Source organism: Nodosilinea sp. LEGE 07088 (assembly GCF_015207395.1).
GTDB lineage: Bacteria > Cyanobacteriota > Cyanobacteriia > Phormidesmidales > Phormidesmidaceae > Nodosilinea.
Window position 1 is genome coordinate 1 of record NZ_JADEWX010000329.1, and the last position, 2,726, is coordinate 2,726.

General features: G+C 57.6%; 2 protein-coding genes. Both read left to right on the forward strand.

All coding sequences use genetic code 11. From position 1 onward, the window contains the following. Positions 1–166 precede the first annotated feature (166 nt). Entirely contained in the window at positions 167–1,039 is an 873-nt protein-coding gene (gene nifH / locus IQ254_RS30615; RefSeq protein WP_193969908.1) for a nitrogenase iron protein, read from the forward strand. 183 nt (positions 1,040–1,222) lie between these two features. After that, positions 1,223–2,671: a nitrogenase molybdenum-iron protein alpha chain gene (gene nifD / locus IQ254_RS30620; RefSeq protein ID WP_193969909.1), complete on the forward strand. Its 1,449-nt coding sequence runs from the start codon at positions 1,223–1,225 to the stop codon at positions 2,669–2,671. The last annotated feature ends 55 nt before the right edge of the window (positions 2,672–2,726 follow it).

Consider the following 2,726-nt stretch of genomic DNA (forward strand, 5'->3'; position numbering starts at 1 on the left):
CACCCCATCTCTCCACTTCGGGCGATCGCCCCCGGCCTGACCCCGAAGTCTCGATCCTTAAGTCTTCCAGAGTTCAACACCAACACCTGTCTCCTGACTCCTGAATTCTGGTTTCCTCTCACCCTTGTTCACCCCAAAACCCTATACAACACGGAGAAATCCACCCATGCGACAGATTGCATTTTACGGAAAAGGCGGTATTGGTAAGTCCACCACCTCCCAAAACACCATCGCCAGTATGGCCGATCGCAACCGCATCATGATCGTCGGTTGTGACCCTAAGGCTGACTCCACCCGCCTGATGCTGCACAGCAAAGCCCAGACCACCATTCTGCACCTGGCCGCCGAGCGCGGCGCGGTCGAAGACCTGGAGCTCGAAGAAGTGCTGCTCAAGGGCTATAAGGACGTCAAGTGCGTTGAATCGGGCGGCCCTGAGCCCGGTGTCGGCTGTGCTGGCCGAGGCATCATCACCGCCATCAACTTCCTCGAAGAAGAAGGCGCTTACGAAGACCTCGATTTCGTCTCCTACGACGTACTGGGCGACGTGGTTTGCGGCGGTTTTGCCATGCCCATTCGGGAAGGCAAAGCCCAGGAAATCTACATCGTCTGCTCCGGTGAAATGATGGCCATGTACGCGGCCAACAACATCGCCCGAGGCATCCTCAAGTACGCCCACTCCGGTGGTGTACGCCTAGGCGGCCTGATCTGCAACAGCCGTAATGTTGACCGCGAAGTCGAGCTGATCGAAACCCTGGCTGAGCGCCTCGGCACCCAGATGATCCACTTCGTACCTCGCGACAACATCGTGCAGCACGCTGAACTGCGCCGCATGACGGTCATTGAGTATGCCCCCGACAGCAAGCAAGCGGCAGAATACACCACGCTCGCTAAGAAGATCGAAAACAACAAGAACCTGGTTATTCCCACGCCCATCACCATGGACGAGCTGGAAGAACTGCTGGTTGAATTCGGTCTGCTGAACGGTGACGAAGAGTACGAGAAGGCTCTAGCCGCCGACAAGGCTACCGTTGGCGTCTAACCCCTGATACCTGCACCGAAGCGGCACGAGTCCGAGTCACTTGCAAGCACGCTTTTGGGACATCATTCGCTTCGGTCAGGCATTCACGTTAGCTCTGGTGGGCAATGCCCACCCTACTCCCTACTCCCTACTCCCTACTCCCTGTTACCTACTCCACCCGTCCACCCTACCTAAGAGGGCACCATGACTACCGTAGAAGATAGAAAAGCGCTCGTCCAGGAGGTCCTGGAAGCGTACCCCGACAAAGCTAAAAAGAGCCGCTCCAAGCACCTGAATGTGACCGAAGAAGGCGCTTCCGACTGCGGTGTCAAATCCAACAAAAAATCCGTTCCTGGCGTAATGACCACCCGTGGCTGTGCCTATGCAGGGGCCAAGGGTGTGGTCTGGGGGCCGGTTAAAGACATGATTCACATCAGCCACGGCCCCGTGGGCTGCGGCTACTACTCCTGGTCTGGTCGCCGCAACTACTACATCGGCACCACCGGAGTCGATACCTTCGGCACCATGCAGTTCACCTCCGACTTCCAGGAGCGCGACATTGTATTTGGCGGCGACAAAAAGCTCGACAAACTGATTGACGAGCTCGAAGAGCTCTTCCCCCTCAGCAAAGGCACCACGATTGAATCAGAATGTCCGGTGGGCCTGATTGGGGATGACATTGAAGCCGTCGCCCGTAAGCAGGCCAAGAAAACCGGCAAGCCCGTAGTGCCAGTACGCTGCGAAGGCTTCCGGGGGGTCTCCCAGTCCCTTGGCCACCATATCGCCAACGACACCGTGCGTGACTGGGTGCTACCCAAGGCCGATGAATACCGGCAAACCCCCGAGGGCTTTGAGCCCGGTGCCTACGACGTCAACATCATCGGTGACTACAACATCGGTGGAGATGCCTGGCCCAGCCGCATGCTGCTCGAAGCCATCGGCCTCCGCGTCATCTGTCAGTTCTCTGGGGATGGCACCTTCAACGAAGTGGTGATGACCCCCCTGGCCAAGCTCAACCTGATCCACTGCTATCGCTCCATGAACTACATCTGCCGCTTCATGGAAGAGAAGTATCAGATTCCCTGGATTGAGTACAACTTCTTTGGCCCTACCCAGATTGCCAAGTCGCTGCGCAAGATTGCCGCCCAGTTCGACGAAACTATCCAGGCCAAAGCTGAAGAAGTGATCGCCAGCTTCCAGCCCCGCATGGATGCGATCGTCGAGAAATATCGCACCCGGCTGGAAGGCAAGCAAGTGATGATGATGGTTGGTGGCCTGCGCCCCCGCCACGTCATTCCCGCCTTTGAAGACCTGGGCATGAAGGTAATCGGTACTGGCTACGAGTTCGGCCACGGCGACGACTACAAGCGCACCGCCGACTATGTAGACGAAGGCACCGTCATCTACGACGACGTTAGCGGTTTTGAGTTTGAGGAACTGGCCAAGCAAATGAAGCCAGACCTGATCGCCGCTGGCATCAAAGAGAAGTACGTCTTCCAGAAGATGGCCCTGCCCTTCCGCCAGATGCACTCCTGGGATTACTCCGGCCCCTACCACGGCTACGAAGGCTTTGAGGTCTTCGCCCGCGACATGGACATGGCCATTAACAACCCCACCTGGAGCCTGGTCAACGCTCCCTGGCAAACCGTCTAAGGCGTAGGGGCACAGCATGCTGTGCCCCTACGCAAACCCACCCACTCACCTCCCC

Excerpts from the sequence above, each read along its gene's own strand:
- nifH (WP_193969908.1), top strand. The coding sequence starts at position 167 with ATGCGACAGATTGCATTTTACGGAAAAGGCGGTATTGGTAAGTCCACC.
- nifD (WP_193969909.1), top strand. The coding sequence starts at position 1,223 with ATGACTACCGTAGAAGATAGAAAAGCGCTCGTCCAGGAGGTCCTGGAA.